Here is a 16,585-nt window from a genome sequence, read left to right as displayed (position 1 = left end):
GACCCTCAAGGCTGCTCCATTGCCGCGCGCCACTCTTCAAGGAAGCGGGCGCGCGTCAGCTTGTCGAGCTGTGCCAGCAAGCCGGGATCAAGGCGGATAGGCCGCAGATGCGGGCGCTCGGCATAGACGCCCGGATCAATCGGCGGAAGTCCGGTCCGCTCGGTCAGCAGGCTCTGGCCTTCGGGCGAGACAAGAAAGGCGAGGAAGTCCTGCGCAAGGCCCGGCTGGCGCGCGTTGGCCGGCACCAGCGCCGTGCGCAGCAGCGTGATGGTGAAGTCTTCCAGCTCGATCACCTCAAAGCCCTCATGCGCAGCCTTGCCGCGCGGCAGGTAGCTGCCCAGAACATTGTAGGCCATGAGAAGTTCCTTTGCCTGAATATCGGCGATCATTCCCCCGGAGCAGCAGTACAGGTTTGCATCAAGCCGCCCCATGACCTCTGCGAGGCGCCAGAACGTGTCGCTCATGCGGGCATCCTGCGCCGCAAACAGGTAACCGGCTCCTGCCACGGCCGGGTCATAGGTGCCGATACGCCCGCGAAACCGCTCGGGATAATCGCGCATCAGATTGATCAGGTCGCGGCGTGTGCGTGGGACCGGCAGACCGCCTGCCAGCGCCTCATCGGCCAGGAGCACGACGGCGGGTTCCTGCGCCACCCCGACCAATCTATCCCGCCAGCGTGCCCAGGAGGGACGCGCGGCTATGATCTCCTCGTGCAGCGGCTGCGCGAGGCCGTCATTGGCCAGCTTCATCTGCAGATCCATCGCAGAAGAAATGACCAGATCAATCTCTTCCCGTCCCGAGGCAACCGCGTCGTAAAGGCCCTGGCTGGGTGAAACGATGTAGTGGATCGCCACTTCGGGATGCGCGCGGATGTAGCCTTCGATGACGGGCTGGAACACTTCGATATCGGTACTCGACACGATGCGGATCTCACCGGGTGCCGATGCGGGGCCGAAGCGCTTTTCCTCCTCAATGGTGAGGGCCTGCGCCGGCAGGTTGGGCGCGAGAGAAAATATTGACACTACAAGGAGTTGAACAAGTCCGTTCGCAATGCATCTCAGGGCTTGACGCGCGCCCGGCATGGCTGTTGCAGGCTTCATGTTCTTTCCTCCTGCAAGCCGGTCAGGGGCAGCACCAGTGTTGCGAGGGCGCCGCCGTCCGGTGCCGGAACAAGACTGAATTGCCCGTCCATCACGGCTGCTGCCTCGGTCACGATGGTCAGGCCGAGGCCCGAGCCGATCACGTCGTCCACATTCGTTCCCCGCTGGAAACGGCCCGAGAGCATGCCGCCGCTCTGGCCGCCCAGCCCGCGGCCATGATCGCGGCAGGTCAGCTCTGCCAACTGGCCCCTGCGCTGCAGCGCCAGGTGGATGTCCGTGTCCGGCGGCGAATACTTGATGGCATTGTCGATGAGATTTCGGATGGCGGCCTCCAGCAGCACGGCATCGCCAAAGGTGATCAGCGGCTCCCCGGGGCAGGACAGCTGGATGTGAATGTCCTTCAGATCCGCAGGGGCCCTGTAGCGTTCCGCCAGAACTGCGGTCACCCGGCCAAGATCGATCTCGCTGAAGCTCTGGTGACCGGCACGGTAGGCCACTGTGGCATGGTCCAGAAGCTGGCTGGTGGAGCGCGAGCCTTCGTCAACGGCACGGATCAGGCTGCGCATGCGCTGGCGCATGGCTTCATCGGAAGCAAGACGCAGCGCCAGTTCCGCTTCGCTGCGGATGGTTGCCAGTGGCGTGCGGATGTGATGGGCAGCCTCGGCGATGAAGGTTTCCGTCTGCGCCAGCGTCCCGCGCAGGCGCGTAATGAAGCTGTTGAGTGCGGACATCAGCGGCACAAGCTCAGCCGGGGCAGGGTGGCGCACCGGACGCAGATCGCGCGGGCCGCGCCGCTCCATTGCGACGGCCAGCTTGTCGATGGGCCGCAGCAGGCGTGAAGCCGCCAGCAGCGACAGGGGAATGGCGGCGAGGAACACTGCAAGGCCAAGTGCGGCTGCCCTGTTGGCAAGCCGTGCGGCAATGGCATTCTGCGCTTCCCGCGTCTGACCGACCATGACCAGCAGCCGCACTGGCCCCTCATCGATCACCAGATTGCGGGCGACAGCCGCGATGCGCAGATTGGCATCGCGGTAGAGTGCTGTGTAAAAAACCGGCTCGAGCGAAGAGGGCGCCTTTGCTGGTTCCGGCAGATCCTCGTAGCCGGTCAGGTCACGTCCGCCGATCATGATGCGGTAGAAGATCCGCTCCTCGCCCATGGCGGACAAGATGGAGAAGGTGCCGGAGGGCAGTTCCACCAGCGGGCCGCCATCGACGCTCCGCAGTTCCTCGGCAATCGCTGTTGTCGCCGCACCCAGAATGCCGTCAAGTGTCGCTTCCGAGGCCTGTTCGGAACTGATGCGAACGGCGAAGAAGAGAGCAATGGCAAGAATGGCCGAAAGACCCAGAAGCTGGGTGATCAACCGGCGCCGGAGGGACGGGGAATAGGGCGGGGCGCTGCCTTCGCCAGCCTTCTGTCCGTTCGCGCGCGCCCTCATGCGCCCGTCAGCCTGTAGCCCAGGCCGCGCAGGGTTTCGATGCGCACCGTGCTGCCCTGAAGTTTCTTGCGCAGCCGGCCTACGTATACCTCGATGGCATTGTCCGTGACTGGTTCGGAGTAGGAGAACAGCCGGTCGCACAGATGGTCTTTTGACAGGATGCGCCCGGGGGCAGCCAGAAAGACTTCGAAAAGCCGCAGTTCGCGGCTGCGCAGCTCCCGGCTCTCGCCTGCGACGATCACCTGGCCGGCGAGCGGATCGAACACCACATCTGCGAAGCGCTGCTGTGAGTTGGGTGTGCCGCCGCGCCGGCGCAGAACTGCCCGGCAGCGGGCTTCCAGTTCAGCGAAGTCGAAGGGCTTGGTGATATAGTCATCCGCGCCCATGTCGAGCGTGCCCACCCGGTCGGAGACTGAGGAGCGCGCCGTCATGACGATGACGGGCGTTGCATCACCCTTCTGCCGCTGGGCTGACAGAAATGCGCGCCCGTCTCCATCAGGCAGCATGATGTCGAGAAGGATCAGATCATAGGCCGCAGACGCAAGGCATGAGCGTGCGGTCTCAAGGTCCGGGGCGTGATCGACGGCATGGCCCTCCAGCGTCAGCCGTTCCTGCACGGAGCGCGCAAGGTCCCCATTGTCCTCGATGAGCAGGAACCGCAAGATCATCCCCCCTGAAATTTACACCTGTGACAGGTTTGTGTCAGGTTTGGACGAAACTATGGCGGGACGCAAGAGGTCCGGACAGGCCTTGCGGACTGATACCAATGCCCCAGGGAGGAGAACCAGGGATGAAAACTACGCTTAAGGCGCTTGCGCTTGGCGCCATGATCGGTGCTGGCATGACCACCGTTGCTGCGGCCACGGAGTGCATTGCACCGGCAAACCCCGGCGGCGGCTGGGATTTTACCTGCCGTCAGGTCTCCCAGATCATGTATGAAATCGGCGTTGTGCCGAACCCGGTGCAGGTCACCAACATGGCCGGTGCGGGCGGCGGTGTCGCTTACACTCACGTGGTGGGCCAGCGCAACACCGATGCAGACGTCTTCGTGGCAGCCTCCTCGGCAACCACCACCCGTCTTGCCCAGAACGCCTTTGCCGGCATGACGGCCGAGCAGGTCCGCTGGCTCGGCACCATCGGCGGTGATCCCGGCGTCATCGTTGTGGCCAAGGACAGCCCTTACAAGACCATCAATGATCTGATCGAGGCCGTGAAGGCCGACCCGTCCAAGAACGCCTTCGCCGGTGGTTCCGCCGTGGGCGGCTTTGACCATCTCAAGGTTCTCATGATGATGGACCGCGCCGGCTTCACCGACGCCCGCGCCATCAAGTACATCGGCGTCGACGGTGGTGCCGATGCCATCACCCAGACCGTTGGCGGCTTTACCGCAGCCATGACCGGCGACATTTCCGAGATCTCCGGCTTCATCAAGTCTGGCGACGTGCGTGCTCTGGCCGTGTTTGCCGAAGAGCGTGTCGATGCCTTCCCGGATGTCCCGACTGCAAAGGAACAGGGCCTGGATCTCGTCGCCATGAACTGGCGCGGTGTCTATGTCCCGAAGGGCATCTCCGACGAAGAGTTCAAGGTCTGGTCTGACCGCCTGCAGCAGGTTGCCGAGTCCGAGCAGTGGAAGAAGGTCATGGCTGACAACGGCCTTGCCCCCTACACGCTCATCGGTGACGAATTCGAGGGCTGGGTCACCAACAACATCGCGGAAATCCAGGAGATTTCGCGTGAGATCGGGATCATCAAATAATGAAGGGTGACCGGATTTTTGGTCTGGTCATGATCCTCGTGGCGCTGGGGTATCTCTCCAGCGCCACACAGATTGAGACCAGCTTCATCTCGGACCCGATCGGTCCGCGGGTATTTCCCTACATGATCGGCGGCGTGACCATTCTCGCCTCCCTTACAATGATGCTGCGCCCGGACCCGGACGTCGAGTGGCCCTACGGCCTGATGCTCGCCAAGCTTGGGTTCACGCTGCTTCTGCTGATTGCCTACGCAATGATGATCCGCCCGCTCGGCTTCATCATTCCGACCTTCATCGTTGCTGGCATCATCAGCTACCAGATCGAGCCCCGGCCTGTTCCGGCATTCCTGACAGGTGCAGGGCTTTCCATCGGCCTCTTTACACTCTTCAAATTCGTGCTCGGTCTCGGCCTCGTGGCGTTTCCGCGCGGATTGCTCGGGTGAGGGGACATCATCATGGATATCCTGTCTAATCTGGCGCTCGGGTTTTCCGTGGCGCTGACGCCGACCACGCTGTTTCTGGCGATCGCCGGCTGCTTCCTCGGAACCATCATTGGTGCGCTGCCGGGCCTTGGCCCCTCAAACGGCGTGGCGCTGCTGATCCCGATTTCCTTCACGCTCGGCCTTGACGCCATGTCGGCGCTGGTTCTGCTCACATCGGTCTACTACGGCTGCATGTATGGCGGGCGCATTTCGTCGATCCTGCTCAACATCCCCGGTGACGAACCGGCGATGATGACGACGCTGGACGGTTACCCCATGGCCCGCAAGGGCCGGGCAGGTGATGCGCTGGTGATTTCGGCCGTGGCCTCCTTCGTGGGCGCTTTCCTCGCCACCGTTGGCCTGATGGTCATGTCGCCGCTTCTGGCTCGCGTTGCCTTCCAGTTTGGTCCGGCGGAATATTTCGCCCTTTATCTGCTGGCGTTCTGCACGCTCGGCGGTCTGGGGTCGAACAACCAGGCCAAGGCGGCCCTTGCCGCTGCCATCGGGCTGGGTATCGCCATGATCGGCCTCGACAAGACCACGGGCATGCCGCGCTTCACCTTTGGTGAGCTGCACCTGATGGATGGCATCGATTTCCTCGTCGCCATTGTCGGTCTCTTTGCCGTCTCGGAAATCTTCTTCTTTATCGAGAGCCACGGCAAGAACAGCGCCATCGGCGTGAAGATCGAGTCCAACCGCATTCCATGGAAGGATATCTGGCTGACCCGCTGGACCATGCTGCGGGCGACGGTCATCGGCTTTGTCGCCGGTGTTCTGCCGGGCGCGGGTGCCTCCCTCGGCTCCTTCCTGGCCTATGCGGGCGAGAAGGCCATTGCCAAGGACAAGCACACGTTTGGCACCGGTAATCCGAAGGGCATCGCCGCACCTGAAGCGGGCAACAATGCGGCCGCCGGTGGCGCGCTGATCCCGATGCTGACCCTCGGCGTTCCGGGCTCGGGCACCACGGCCGTTCTGCTGGCCCTGCTGCTGACGCTCAACATCACCCCCGGTCCGCTGCTCTTCACCGAGCGGCCCGAAATCGTCTGGGGGCTCATCGCCTCGCTCTTCATCGGCAACTTCGTGCTCCTGGTCCTCAACATTCCGATGGTGAAGATCTTCGTGCACATCCTGTCGGTGCCGAGCTACATCCTGCTGCCCGGCGTGACGATGATTGCCTTCGTCGGCATCTTTTCGCTGACGGGCTCGTCCTTCGACATGCTGATGATGGTTGCCTTCGGTGCTCTGGGCTACATCCTGCGCAAGCTGGACATTCCGACCGTGCCGGTGATCCTGGGCATTCTTCTGGGCAACCAGATGGAAGACAACCTGCGCCGCGCCATGGTGCTGTCGGATGGGGACTGGACTTACCTGTTCTCTTCGGGCATTGCCATTGGTCTCTGGACTGCGGCCGTGCTGGGCTTCGTTGCTCCCATCTTCCTGCGCCGCTTCCTCAAGAAGCCGTTGCCGGACAGTGAAACGGCTGCTGCCGATGTGGCGGCTGCAGACAAGGACTGAGACATGACAACCCGCGTGCTGGTGCCTTCAGGCGTCCTCGGACTGGGGTTTGACCGGGAGGCGCTGGCCCGCGGTGTCAACCTTCGCCCCGGCATTATCTGTATTGATGGCGGGTCCACCGACAGTGGCCCCTTCTCGCTCGGGGCGGGGGTCTCCAAGTACTCCCGCGCCGCCACCAAGGCCGAATGGCGCGACCTGATGAAGGCCCGCGCCGGGGCCGGTGTTCCTCTCGTCATCGGCACGGCCGGCACTTGCGGTGCCGATACAACCGTTGACTGGATGTATGAGATCACCTGCGAACTGGCGGCCGAACTTGGCCAGAGCCTCAAGATCGCACGGGTCTATTCCTCCCAGCCGAAAGAGCGCATCCTCAAGGCGCTGGCGGAGGGCCGCATCCGCCCGCTCACACCGGCGCCGGAGATTTCTCCAGAACTGATCGGCTCGCTCTCCAACATCGTGGCGCTGGCCGGTGCGGAGCAGATTCAGGCGGCGCTTGAGACCGGCGCCGATATCGTCATCGCAGGACGTACCACCGATACGGCGACCATCTGCGCCTTGCCGCTTGCCCGCGGTGAGCATCCGGGCGGAGCCTGGCATGGGGCAAAGATCGCCGAATGTGGTGCGCTCTGCTCCACCAATCCCACCTCCGGCGTGATCATGGTGGACTTCGACAAGGAAGGTTTCACGGTCGAGCCGCTGGCAGACAATGCCGCATGCACGCCCCATTCCGTTTCCGCCCATATGCTCTACGAGAATTCGGACCCCTATCAGCTCTATGAGCCGGGCGGCTATCTCGATGTGCGTGGCTCGCGCTACACGGCGCTGGATGAGCGAAGGGTGCGGGTCGAGGGCTCGCGCTGGGTCGAGGGGCAGTACACGGTGAAGCTGGAGGGCGCCCGTGTTGCCGGCTACCAGACCACCATCATGGCGATCCTGCGCAATGAGCGCTATGTGCGTGAGGCCCGCGCCTGGGTGGACCGTCTCACCGGTTTTCTGACCGGCGAAATCCGCTCCCGCATGGGGCTGGAGCCGGGCGCCTATGACCTGCAGTTCCGCCTCATCGGCGTGGACGGCGCGCTGGGGGCCATGGAAAACCGCAAGGGCGATCCGGTCGAGATCGGCGTTCTGGGCATCGTGACCGCTGAAACGCAGGCGATTGCCTCCGAAATCGGCAAGCTCATCAATCCTTTCGTGCTGCATTATCCGCTGACGGACAACGAGGAACTGCCGACTTTCGCATTTCCCTACTCTCCGGCCCAGTCGGACCGTGGCGCGCTCTACGAGTTTGCCCTCAACCACGTGCTGGAACTGGACGATCCCATGTCCGCCTTCCGCATTGACGTGACGGAGATCTGAGATGGCGCGTCTGGGTGATACTGTCCTGAAGGTCCGTTCCAAGAATGCCGGTCCCTTCTGGGTGACAGTCGACGTGTTCTGCGGATCTGACGAGGTGTTCAAGCGGGTTGTGCCGTCGCTGAAGACGGCAGACGTGGCGGCGCTGTTCCACACCGAACCGCAGCTGCTGAAGCGCTTCGATATCGAGGATCTCTCGGTCATCAAGTTCAGCTTCCCCCGCCCGGTGGTGCAGGGCAGCGCGAATGACCGCGACATGCACGGCGCGCAGTGGGCCGTGCTGCTGGAAGAAGCGGATGTGAAGATCGCCTGAGCGGGGCTTCCTGCCAGCTGGTCCACCTCCATTTGCTGCAAGAATGACCGGCAGCCGCCAGATCGCGGCAGCCGGTCATTTTTATGTCAGGCCTTCATCGCCGCCATGGCCTGCGTCAGGTCTGCAATCAGGTCACGCGTGTCTTCAAGCCCGATGTGCAGGCGCACGCTCTGGTTGAGCGGCACCGGCGTGCCTGCCGTGCGCAGACCCTTCAGCTGCACCGGAATGGCCAGGCTTTCAAAGCCGCCCCAGGAATAGCCAAGGCCGAACAGCTTCAGCGCGTTGAGGAAGGTAATGGCCTGCTGCTCCGTGACGTCCGGCGTGAAATCAAAGGCAAAGAGCCCGCAGGCGCCTTTGAAATCCCGCTTCCAAAGGGCATGCCCGGGGTCCTGCGGCAGGGCAGGATAGCGAATCGCCGCCACGCAGGTCTGCTCTGCCAGCCAGTTTGCCACTTCCAGCGCATTGCGCATGTGCCGCTCAAGACGAACCGACATGGTCCTGAGGCCGCGCAGGGCAAGATAGACATCATCCGGCCCCACATGCAGGCCAAGGTTGCCGTGCATGTCCAGCAGGCCCGGCCAGGCCCTTGCGCTTGCAGCCACCGTGCCGATCATCACGTCCGAGTGGCCGACGATATATTTGGTTCCGGCCTGGATCGACAGGTCAACCCCGTGGGCCAGCGGCTGGAAGAACACCGGGGTGGCCCAGGTGTTGTCCATCAGCACGAAAGCATCGATTTCGCGCGCTGCAGCGGCAGTGGCCGGCACGTCCTGCATCTCGAAGGTGAGCGAGCCGGGCGCTTCCAGGAAAACCGCCTTCGTATTGGCCTTGAACCGCTTCCTGATCCCCTCGCCAGCCCAGGGCTCGAAATACTCCACCTCGATGCCGTAGCGCGGCAGAATTGTGTCGCAGAAATGCCGCGTGGGGCCATAGACAGTGTCTGCCACCAGGAAGTGGTCGCCGGCCTTCAGGCAGGAGAGGCAGGCGAGAGAAATTGCATTGAGGCCGGAGGTGGCCAGTTTGGCACCCGCTGCCCCCTCGATGGCGGCAATAGCCTCTTCCAGTGCCCCGGTCGTGGGCGTTCCACGGCGGCCATAGGAGTATTTCTGCGCACCCGGTGCCATCGCCTCGACGCTGGGGAAAAGGACGGTCGAGGCATGGACCACCGGAGGGTTCACAAATCCGTGAAATTCACCCGGATGCCGGCCTGCGTGAACAAGCACAGTGTCCAGTTTCTGATCAATCTCTGCCATTTTGTTACTCGTGTTGACTTTCTGTGCAGCGGGAGGTGGAAGGAGGGGAGGACCTCACGAGGAAATAATCGTTTTACCACTCTGCGGCCTCTTGACCCGTCGCGTCAAATGCCATCGAATGGCCACATTGGGGCTCGGGTAGCGGCGCTATTCCGACTTCGCGTTTTGCGCGAGGGAGGACTGGAGCCCGGCACGGCCGGGCAGGGGGTCCAGCAGCTGGAACAAGCGCATGCGGAACATCCGGGTCCTGATACAAAACACAGATGGGTAACAAAAAAAGGCTGCAAGTCCATGAAAGCGAAATTCATTCCCATGATGCTCGGCGCCACCGTCGTTGCGGCAGCTGCGACCTCTGCGTCTGCAGCAACGCTTGATGACGTCAAGGCCAAGGGCTTCGTCCAGTGCGGTGTGAGCCAGGGTCTGCCGGGCTTCTCCAATCCGGATGCACAGGGCAACTGGAGCGGCCTCGACGTCGACATCTGCCGCGCCGTTGCAGCCGCCATTTTCGGCGACGCTGAGAAGGTCAAGTATTCCCCGCTGAGCGCCAAGGAGCGTTTCACCGCCCTGCAGTCCGGCGAAATCGACGTCCTGTCGCGCAACACGACCTGGACCTCTTCGCGCGACACCTCGCTCGGCCTGAACTTCACCGGCGTGACCTATTATGACGGTCAGGGGTTCCTGGTGCGCAAGTCGCTGGGCGTGACGTCCGCTCTTGAACTGTCCGGCGCGTCCGTCTGCACCCAGACCGGCACCACGACCGAGCTGAATATCGCCGACTACTTCCGCTCCAACAACATGCCGTATGAAGTCGTCGCGTTCGAAAAGGCCGACGAAGTGATCATGGCCTATGACGCCGGCCGATGCGACGTGTTCAGCACCGACGCTTCCGGCCTCTACGCCGAGCGCCTGAAGCTCGCCAACCCGGCTGATCACGTTGTTCTGCCGGAAATCATCTCCAAGGAGCCGCTCGGCCCGGTGGTCCGTCATGGCGATGACCAGTGGTTCGATCTGGTGAAGTGGAGCCTCTACGCCATGATCAACGCGGAAGAGCTCGGCATCACCTCGGCCAACGTCGAAGAGATGAAGTCTTCCGACAATCCGGAAATCAAGCGCCTGCTCGGCGTTGAAGGTGACTACGGCCAGCAGCTCGGCGTCGGCAACGACTGGGTTGTCAGCATCGTCAAGGGCGTGGGCAACTACGGCGAAGCCTTCGACCGCAATGTCGGTCCGGACACTCCGCTGGGCATCGCCCGCGGCCTGAACGCCCTGTGGACGAAGGGCGGCCTGCAGTACGCTCCGCCGGTCCGCTAAGCGCCAGACTTTACGGGGTCCTTCGGGACTTCCGGAACTGCGTCCCGGCCGGTGCAAGCTGGCCGGGATTTGCGTAATGACGGTGCTGGTAAAGACTGCGAAATGCAGCAACCGGCACCAGGGGACAAACTGCCGTTTCTCTGTCGACGGGGTCTGGAGAACGGCAACGCATGACAGGTGCCGCAAGAAGAGCACCGGTGCGTTTCAGGTTGGCGAGGGAATATGACAACACGGGAAAACGGCGCAGCATCCTCCCGGAGGGGATCGCTGGTCAACGACCCGCATGTTCGAGGCATCTTCTTTCAGTTGCTGCTGGTTTCGGTCATTGTGACCGTGGGCTATGTGATCGTGACCAACACGATTGCAAACCTGCAGCGTCAGAAAATTGCATCGGGTTTCGGGTTTCTTGACCGGATCGCAGGTTTTGGCACATCCCAGAGCCTGATCAACTATACGGAAGCCTCCACCTTCGGGGATGCCCTGCTGGTGGGCTTCCTGAACACGCTGCTCGTTGCCGTCATCGGCATTCTCTGCGCGACAATTCTGGGCTTCCTGATTGGTGTTGCCCGGTTGTCCAAGAACTGGGTGATCTCGAAGCTCGCCTACTGGTATGTCGAGGTTCTGCGCAACATTCCGCTGCTGCTGCAGATCTTCTTCTGGTATTTTGCCGTTCTGCGCTCGGTGCCCGACAAGCGGGACAGGTGGTCGCTGTTTGACACGATCCATCTGAATATCGCCGGGCTGTGGATGCCCAGGCCGGTGTTCGAGCCGGGCTCTTCGGCAATCGGCATCGCGCTTCTGATCGCCATCGTGCTGACCATTGGGATCAGGACCTGGTCACGCAAGCGTCAGGAGGCAACAGGGCAGCAGTTTCCGATGTTCCTGACGGCGCTGGGGCTGATCATTGGCCTGCCGCTCATTGCCTATCTGGCATCGGGCATGCCGGTGTCCTTCAGCCAGCCGGTCTTCAACGACACCGGGCCGCTGCTGCAGCGGGGCTTCACGCTCGGCACGGGCATGACGCTGATTCCGGAGTTCCTGGCCCTCACGCTGGCTCTGGCCATATACACCTCTGCCTTTATCGCGGAAATCGTGCGTGCAGGCATTCAGGCGGTCAGCCACGGCCAGACCGAGGCTGCCAATGCCCTGGGTCTGCGCAATGCGCCGACCCTCCGGCTGGTGATCATTCCGCAGGCCATGCGCGTGATCATTCCGCCGCTCACCAGCCAGTATCTCAACCTGACGAAGAACTCTTCGCTCGCAGTTGCGATCGGCTTCCCCGACCTTGTGTCCCTTGGCGGTACGGTGCTGAACCAGACCGGCCAGGCGATCGAGGTTATTGCGATCTGGATGGCGATCTACCTGTCGCTCAGCCTGATCACATCGGCCTTCATGAACTGGTATAACCAGAAGATGGCTTTGGTGGAGCGGTAAGGATGAACACCATGGCTGAAACCAAATCTGCATTCCACATCCGGACGGAGGAGGCTCCGCTCCTTCCTGCGCCGGTGTCGACCTCCGGTGCCCTGGGTTGGATGAGAGCGAACCTGTTCTCTTCCATAGGCAACACCATCCTGACGCTCCTCGGCATCCTGATCGCCTATTCCCTGATCAAGCCGCTGATCGAGTTCGCCTTCCTCACTGCAGTCTGGACCGGTGAAAACCGCAATGCCTGTCTGGTGCCGGAAGGTTCAGGCGAGGTTGTCGGGGCCTGCTGGGCCTATGTGAAGGCGTATTTCCCGCAGTTCATTTATGGCCGTTATCCGGCGGACCAGACCTGGCGGGTGGATATTGTCTTTGCGCTCTTTGCAGCTCTGCTCATTCCGCTGGCGGTCCCGTCGGTGCCGTACAAGCGGATCAACGCGGTGCTCTTCATCGTCGGGCTTCCCATCGCAGCCTATTATCTGCTGACGGGGCTCTCCATCGGCGGCAACGTGATCCTGCCGGTGGTCTCGACCTCCCTGTGGGGAGGGCTGCTGGTGACGCTGGTGATTGCGGTGACCGGTATTGCCGCATCGCTTCCGATCGGCATTCTGCTGGCTCTGGGGCGGCGCTCGAACATGCCAGTCGTCAAGCTGTTCTCGGTGATGTTCATCGAGTTCTGGCGCGGCGTGCCGCTGATCACGGTGCTGTTCATGTCCTCCGTGATGCTGCCGCTGTTCCTGCCTGAAGGCATCACCTTCGACCGGCTTCTGCGCGTCTTGATCGGTGTGACGCTGTTCTCCGCCGCCTATATGGCAGAGGTGGTGCGTGGCGGCCTGCAGGCGATCCCGAAAGGGCAGTATGAGGGGGCGATGGCACTCGGCCTGGGCTACTGGCAGATGATGCGTCTCATCATCCTGCCGCAGGCGCTCAAGCTTGTCATTCCGGGCATCGTGAACACGTTCATCGGCCTGTTCAAGGACACGACCCTGGTGCTGATCGTCGGCATGTTCGACCTGCTGGGTCAGATCCAGTCCTCGTTCACAGATCCGACCTGGGCAACGCCGGTCACCAGCCGCACAGGCTATCTGTTTGCTGCCGTGATCTTCTTTGCCTTCTGTTTCGGCATGTCGCGCTACTCCATCTACATGGAGCGGCGGCTGAACACGGGCCACAAACGCTAGAGCGACCGTTGACAGGCTGGCGCGGATCTCCGCGCCGCCTCCGATCCCTGGATATTCTGGAGTAAACCCATGAGTGAGAACGCAGTCTCCGAAGTCGAAATCGCCGTTGACCGCAGCAAGATGACCGTGTCTGACACGGAAGTGGCGGTCGAAATCGCCGGTATGAACAAGTGGTACGGGGATTTCCACGTGCTGCGCGACATCAACCTGAAGGTCATGCGCGGCGAGCGCATCGTCATCTGCGGGCCTTCAGGGTCCGGCAAGTCGACGATGATCCGCTGCATCAACCGTCTGGAAGAGCATCAGAAAGGCCAGATCATCGTCGATGGCATCGAACTGACCGATGACCTGAAGAAGATCGACGAGATCCGCCGTGAGGTTGGCATGTGCTTCCAGCACTTCAACCTGTTCCCGCACCTGACGATCCTTGAGAACTGCACGCTGGCGCCGATCTGGGTGCGCAAGATGCCGAAGAAGCAAGCCGAGGAAATCGCCATGCACTACCTGACCCGGGTGAAGATCCCCGAGCAGGCGCACAAGTACCCGGGCCAGCTCTCCGGCGGACAGCAGCAGCGCGTGGCCATTGCCCGCTCGCTCTGCATGAACCCCAAGATCATGCTGTTCGATGAGCCGACCTCGGCGCTTGATCCGGAAATGATCAAGGAAGTGCTGGATGTGATGGTCAGCCTTGCCGAAGAAGGCATGACCATGCTTTGCGTCACCCACGAAATGGGCTTCGCCCGCAAGGTCGCCAACCGGGTCATCTTCATGGATGCCGGCCAGATCGTGGAACAGAACGAGCCGGAGCAGTTCTTCCTCAATCCGCAGCACGAGCGCACCAAGCTGTTCCTGAGCCAGATCCTGCATCACTGATCCGGAACAGCGCGGACCTGCTTTCCGGCCGCAGCTCACAGGTTAAAATCAGACCCCGGACCACCAGGTCCGGGGTCTTGTTTTTTACATGGCGGTGCGAGTTTTCTTGAAGAAAAGACGATTGTATATTTTGACAATAAATGGCGCGGCGAAAGCGCTATGCCTTTCTCAGTCTTGCGAAATCCGTCTTCAAGAATCTGCCGTAAACAGCCTGTAAGTCATGTCTTGCGGAAATGCCTGCCGGTTTACTTCGCATTATCGGGCTTGAGGCATTCTGGGGGGCAGAAATCACCGGCCGCTCGGTATTGCATGTCTTGCACGAAACTCCGGTGAGCTCGCCTCATCGGGATTTGATCAAGCCCCTGCGGCGTTTGAGCATTTTCAAGGCGCGATGCGTCAGCATCCCGGAGCCTTGGTATGAGAGGGTTGTTCGACGCATGACTGTTCTGGGAAATTTTCGCCATTTTGCTGTCAGGGGCATCGCCTGTTCTGCCGCAGTAGCGGCGCTTGCGGCTTTTCTGCCTGCTGCCGCTCAGGATCGCGGGCTGCCCTTCGATCTGGTGGGCAAGTGGAAGGTGGAGGAAATTCAGGGTGAGGCGCCGCAGGGAGGTGCGGACAGTATCCTGCAGATCGAGGAAGCTGGAACCGTTGCGGGCTCTGGCGGCTGCAACACCATTTTCGGGCAGGTCCGCCAGAGTGGCGGCGTGCTGAAAATCGGCCCGCTGGCGGTCACCCGCAAGGCCTGTGCCCCTGCCATCATGAACCAGGAGCGCAAATTCGTCGAAGCAGTCCATGCGGCTGTCGACTACCGGGGGGAGCGAGGTTCCCTGACACTGCTCAACGCCAAGTCCGAACCGGTGCTGCGCCTGTCGCTGATGTGACGCCGGCCGCCCGTCCTGAAAACAAAGGCTCGCGCCAGTCCATGACGCGAGCCTTTTGTCTTTTGCAGCCCAGTCCTGGGGATCAGCCGGTGACGACCGGCGTGTCCGGCAGGCTGCCCCATTCGCTCCAGGAGCCGTCATAGAGGCTCAGATCCTTGTGGCCGAGCAGGGTGAGGGCGAGAGTGATGACGGCTGCAGTCACGCCGGAGCCGCAGGACGTGGTCACCGGGCGCGACAGATCAACGCCAGCGTCCAGGAACACCTGGCTGAGGTCCCCATTGGACTTCATCGTGCCATCTGCATTCAGAAGCTCGGTGAAGGGCGTGCTGAAGGCGCCGGGCATATGGCCGGAGCGCAGGCCCTCGCGCGGCTCCTTCACTTCGGCCCGGAAACGGGCGCCGGCGCGGGCGTCCAGCACCTGGCGGCTGCCGCTGTCCACGATCGCCCGCATGGCATCGATGCCGGTCACGGCGCCATTGTGCAGGCGGGCGGTGAAGTGGCGCTCCGGCCGTGTCACCTTGCCATCCTCCACCGGGCGTCCCTCGGCCTTCCACTTCGGCAGGCCGCCGTCGAGGATGAAGACACGTTCTGCACCCATGGTCTTCAGCATCCACCAGCCGCGCGGGGCTGAGTAAAGACCGACCGTGTCGTAGAACACCAGCGTCATGCCATCACCCACGCCCAGCTTGCGCATCATGGATGAGAAAGCCGTTGGCTGCGGCAGCATGTGGGGCAGGGGGCTTGCCTTGTCGGCAATGGCGTCGATGTCAAAGCGGATGGCGCCGGGAATATGCTCCGCCAGATATTCCGCGTTGGCATCGCGGCCCGTATTGGGCAGATGCATGGAGGCATCGAGCACCAGCACATCGGGCGCGGTGAGGCGGCTGGCGAGCCATTCGGTGCTGACGAGGGGCGGGCGGTTCATGCAGGTCTCCGGTGCTGCAGTGGCAGGTCTGGTTCTGGGAGGGAGGTCAATCTGCCAGGCGGATGCGGATCCGCCGGTTCAGCTTGCCCTTCTTGTCGAGTTTGGTGACCTCGACGAGGCCGATTTCCGAGGTGCGCGACACATGGGTGCCGCCGCAGGGCTGCAGGTCGAAATCCCCGCCGATGCGCACGAGGCGCACCTTGCCGTTACCGCGCGGCGGGCTGACGCTCATGGATTTGATCAGGCCGGGGTTGGCATCCAGTTCCTCGTCCGTGATCCACTCCATGCTGACTGCCATGTCGCGGTCAATTGCTTCGCGGATCGCAACCTCGATGGCGCCGCGCTCCGGCGGCTCGGGAATATCAAGGTCGATGCGGCTTTCTTCCGCGCCGATCTGGCAGCCGGTGATTTTGGTCCGCAGCACGGCACAGATGATGTGCAGGGCGGTGTGCATGCGCATGAAACGGTAGCGCTGCGTCCAGTCCAAATGCAAGGTCACGGCTTCACCTGCTTCCGGCAGGGTCTCTCCGGCGGCGGGAATGTGCCGGTGACCGGTCTTTCCGTCTGCATAAAGGGCGGTGGTGATGGCAATGCGGCTGCCATCGGCACGTTCCAGATAGCCGCTGTCGCCGGGCTGGCCGCCGCTGGTGGCGTAGAACACCGTCCGGTCCAGCACGATGGCGCCATCCCCGGTAATCTCTACCACCTGCGCCTCGCAGCTGCGCAGGTAGGAATCATCGCGGAAAAGGGGCTCTGTCATCTGAAAGGCTCCGGTATCGGATCA

At 62.2% G+C, this 16,585-nt stretch carries 16 protein-coding genes; 10 read left to right on the top strand and 6 right to left on the bottom strand.

From position 1 onward, the window contains the following. Window positions 1-5: 5 nt before the first annotated feature. The 3 genes from H163_RS0114000 to H163_RS0113990 are packed head-to-tail and all read right to left on the bottom strand — an operon-like array spanning window position 6 to window position 3,204. A complete protein-coding gene (locus H163_RS0114000; protein ID WP_051105393.1) occupies window positions 6-1,100 on the bottom strand; it encodes an ABC transporter substrate-binding protein in 1,095 nt (364 codons plus the stop codon). Continuing rightward, window positions 1,097-2,536 carry a sensor histidine kinase gene (locus H163_RS0113995; protein WP_019965225.1) on the bottom strand — a complete coding sequence of 480 codons (1,440 nt, stop codon included), beginning with the start codon at window positions 2,534-2,536 and terminating at the stop codon, window positions 1,097-1,099. The genes H163_RS0114000 and H163_RS0113995 overlap by 4 nt, the downstream gene beginning before the upstream one ends. Next, window positions 2,533-3,204, bottom strand: coding sequence for a response regulator transcription factor (locus H163_RS0113990; protein WP_019965224.1), 672 nt, complete (start codon window positions 3,202-3,204; stop codon window positions 2,533-2,535). The genes H163_RS0113995 and H163_RS0113990 overlap by 4 nt, the downstream gene beginning before the upstream one ends. A gap of 122 nt (window positions 3,205-3,326) precedes the next feature. Between H163_RS0113990 and H163_RS0113985 the strand changes: the two genes are divergently transcribed. The 5 genes from H163_RS0113985 to H163_RS0113965 are packed head-to-tail and all read left to right on the top strand — an operon-like array spanning window position 3,327 to window position 7,952. Continuing rightward, window positions 3,327-4,292 (top strand): Bug family tripartite tricarboxylate transporter substrate binding protein, encoded by a 966-nt coding sequence (locus H163_RS0113985; RefSeq protein ID WP_026355848.1) that lies wholly within the window; start codon window positions 3,327-3,329, stop codon window positions 4,290-4,292. Continuing rightward, the gene (locus tag H163_RS0113980) at window positions 4,292-4,732 is read left to right on the top strand and encodes a tripartite tricarboxylate transporter TctB family protein (RefSeq protein WP_019965222.1); all 441 of its coding nucleotides are present in this window, start codon (window positions 4,292-4,294) and stop codon (window positions 4,730-4,732) included. Before H163_RS0113985 ends, H163_RS0113980 begins: the two co-directional genes overlap by 1 nt. A 12-nt stretch (window positions 4,733-4,744) precedes the next feature. Further along, entirely contained in the window at window positions 4,745-6,286 is a 1,542-nt protein-coding gene (locus tag H163_RS0113975) for a tripartite tricarboxylate transporter permease (RefSeq protein WP_019965221.1), read from the top strand. Window positions 6,287-6,289: 3 nt separating this feature from the next. Beyond that, entirely contained in the window at window positions 6,290-7,642 is a 1,353-nt protein-coding gene (locus tag H163_RS0113970) for an acyclic terpene utilization AtuA family protein (protein WP_019965220.1), read from the top strand. 1 nt (window position 7,643) lies between these two features. Beyond that, window positions 7,644-7,952 carry a DUF4387 family protein gene (locus H163_RS0113965; protein ID WP_019965219.1) on the top strand — a complete coding sequence of 103 codons (309 nt, stop codon included), beginning with the start codon at window positions 7,644-7,646 and terminating at the stop codon, window positions 7,950-7,952. An 86-nt stretch (window positions 7,953-8,038) separates the two neighbouring features. On the opposite strand, the gene metC is transcribed toward H163_RS0113965, so the two are convergent. Next, on the bottom strand, window positions 8,039-9,205 hold the full coding sequence (metC, locus tag H163_RS0113960; RefSeq protein WP_019965218.1) for a cystathionine beta-lyase: 1,167 nt from the start codon (window positions 9,203-9,205) through the stop codon (window positions 8,039-8,041). Window positions 9,206-9,496: 291 nt separating this feature from the next. Here metC and H163_RS0113950 point away from each other — a divergent pair, with 291 nt between their 5' ends. The 5 genes from H163_RS0113950 (at window position 9,497) to H163_RS0113930 (ending at window position 14,876) form a co-directional block, all read left to right on the top strand. Then, a complete protein-coding gene (locus H163_RS0113950) occupies window positions 9,497-10,516 on the top strand; it encodes an amino acid ABC transporter substrate-binding protein (protein ID WP_081626030.1) in 1,020 nt (339 codons plus the stop codon). 222 nt (window positions 10,517-10,738) lie between these two features. Next, a complete protein-coding gene (locus H163_RS0113945; protein WP_026355847.1) occupies window positions 10,739-11,950 on the top strand; it encodes an amino acid ABC transporter permease in 1,212 nt (403 codons plus the stop codon). 2 nt (window positions 11,951-11,952) lie between these two features. Continuing rightward, window positions 11,953-13,122, top strand: coding sequence for an amino acid ABC transporter permease (locus H163_RS0113940; RefSeq protein ID WP_019965214.1), 1,170 nt, complete (start codon window positions 11,953-11,955; stop codon window positions 13,120-13,122). Window positions 13,123-13,191: 69 nt separating this feature from the next. Continuing rightward, a complete protein-coding gene (locus H163_RS0113935) occupies window positions 13,192-13,995 on the top strand; it encodes an amino acid ABC transporter ATP-binding protein (RefSeq protein ID WP_019965213.1) in 804 nt (267 codons plus the stop codon). Window positions 13,996-14,432: 437 nt separating this feature from the next. Beyond that, window positions 14,433-14,876: an META domain-containing protein gene (locus H163_RS0113930; RefSeq protein ID WP_019965212.1), complete on the top strand. Its 444-nt coding sequence runs from the start codon at window positions 14,433-14,435 to the stop codon at window positions 14,874-14,876. An 82-nt stretch (window positions 14,877-14,958) separates the two neighbouring features. Here the strand turns inward: H163_RS0113930 and sseA are convergent, their stop codons facing one another. Both sseA and H163_RS0113920 read right to left on the bottom strand, forming a co-directional pair. Beyond that, on the bottom strand, window positions 14,959-15,801 hold the full coding sequence (sseA, locus tag H163_RS0113925; protein ID WP_019965211.1) for a 3-mercaptopyruvate sulfurtransferase: 843 nt from the start codon (window positions 15,799-15,801) through the stop codon (window positions 14,959-14,961). A gap of 46 nt (window positions 15,802-15,847) precedes the next feature. Then, the gene (locus H163_RS0113920) at window positions 15,848-16,561 is read right to left on the bottom strand and encodes an alanyl-tRNA editing protein (RefSeq protein ID WP_019965210.1); all 714 of its coding nucleotides are present in this window, start codon (window positions 16,559-16,561) and stop codon (window positions 15,848-15,850) included. Window positions 16,562-16,585 lie beyond the last annotated feature (24 nt).

Origin of the sequence: Pannonibacter phragmitetus DSM 14782 (genome assembly GCF_000382365.1) — a bacterium.
Taxonomy (GTDB): domain Bacteria; phylum Pseudomonadota; class Alphaproteobacteria; order Rhizobiales; family Stappiaceae; genus Pannonibacter; species Pannonibacter phragmitetus.
The sequence above is the reverse complement of the archived record's forward strand: the minus strand, read 5'-3'. Positions and strand labels throughout refer to the sequence as shown.

Excerpts from the sequence above, each read along its gene's own strand:
- H163_RS0114000 (WP_051105393.1), bottom strand. The coding sequence starts at position 1,100 with ATGAAGCCTGCAACAGCCATGCCGGGCGCGCGTCAAGCCCTGAGATGC.
- H163_RS0113995 (WP_019965225.1), bottom strand. The coding sequence starts at position 2,536 with ATGAGGGCGCGCGCGAACGGACAGAAGGCTGGCGAAGGCAGCGCCCCG.
- H163_RS0113990 (WP_019965224.1), bottom strand. The coding sequence starts at position 3,204 with ATGATCTTGCGGTTCCTGCTCATCGAGGACAATGGGGACCTTGCGCGC.
- H163_RS0113985 (WP_026355848.1), top strand. The coding sequence starts at position 3,327 with ATGAAAACTACGCTTAAGGCGCTTGCGCTTGGCGCCATGATCGGTGCT.
- H163_RS0113980 (WP_019965222.1), top strand. The coding sequence starts at position 4,292 with ATGAAGGGTGACCGGATTTTTGGTCTGGTCATGATCCTCGTGGCGCTG.
- H163_RS0113975 (WP_019965221.1), top strand. The coding sequence starts at position 4,745 with ATGGATATCCTGTCTAATCTGGCGCTCGGGTTTTCCGTGGCGCTGACG.
- H163_RS0113970 (WP_019965220.1), top strand. The coding sequence starts at position 6,290 with ATGACAACCCGCGTGCTGGTGCCTTCAGGCGTCCTCGGACTGGGGTTT.
- H163_RS0113965 (WP_019965219.1), top strand. The coding sequence starts at position 7,644 with ATGGCGCGTCTGGGTGATACTGTCCTGAAGGTCCGTTCCAAGAATGCC.
- metC (WP_019965218.1), bottom strand. The coding sequence starts at position 9,205 with ATGGCAGAGATTGATCAGAAACTGGACACTGTGCTTGTTCACGCAGGC.
- H163_RS0113950 (WP_081626030.1), top strand. The coding sequence starts at position 9,497 with ATGAAAGCGAAATTCATTCCCATGATGCTCGGCGCCACCGTCGTTGCG.
- H163_RS0113945 (WP_026355847.1), top strand. The coding sequence starts at position 10,739 with ATGACAACACGGGAAAACGGCGCAGCATCCTCCCGGAGGGGATCGCTG.
- H163_RS0113940 (WP_019965214.1), top strand. The coding sequence starts at position 11,953 with ATGAACACCATGGCTGAAACCAAATCTGCATTCCACATCCGGACGGAG.
- H163_RS0113935 (WP_019965213.1), top strand. The coding sequence starts at position 13,192 with ATGAGTGAGAACGCAGTCTCCGAAGTCGAAATCGCCGTTGACCGCAGC.
- H163_RS0113930 (WP_019965212.1), top strand. The coding sequence starts at position 14,433 with ATGACTGTTCTGGGAAATTTTCGCCATTTTGCTGTCAGGGGCATCGCC.
- sseA (WP_019965211.1), bottom strand. The coding sequence starts at position 15,801 with ATGAACCGCCCGCCCCTCGTCAGCACCGAATGGCTCGCCAGCCGCCTC.
- H163_RS0113920 (WP_019965210.1), bottom strand. The coding sequence starts at position 16,561 with ATGACAGAGCCCCTTTTCCGCGATGATTCCTACCTGCGCAGCTGCGAG.